Source organism: Shigella sp. FC1967, from assembly GCF_001743005.1.
Classification (GTDB): domain Bacteria; phylum Pseudomonadota; class Gammaproteobacteria; order Enterobacterales; family Enterobacteriaceae; genus Proteus.
Map to the genome: position 1 here is coordinate 1 of NZ_MIIZ01000139.1, position 285 is coordinate 285.

1 rRNA gene is annotated in these 285 nt (G+C 53.0%); it reads right to left on the reverse strand.

Features of this window, described 5'->3' with window-relative positions:
• A 16S ribosomal RNA gene (locus BHE89_RS01295) occupies positions 1 to 285 on the reverse strand; the annotation flags it as partial.

The window sequence follows — 285 nt, forward strand, 5'->3', positions numbered from 1 at the left end:
GCTGGCAACAAAGGATAAGGGTTGCGCTCGTTGCGGGACTTAACCCAACATTTTCACAACACGAGCTGACGACAGCCATGCAGCACCTGTCTCAGCGTTCCCGAAGGCACTCCTCTATCTCTAAAGGATTCGCTGGATGTCAAGAGTAGGTAAGGTTCTTCGCGTTGCATCGAATTAAACCACATGCTCCACCGCTTGTGCGGGCCCCCGTCAATTCATTTGAGTTTTAACCTTGCGGCCGTACTCCCCAGGCGGTCGATTTAACGCGTTAGCTCCAGAAGCCAC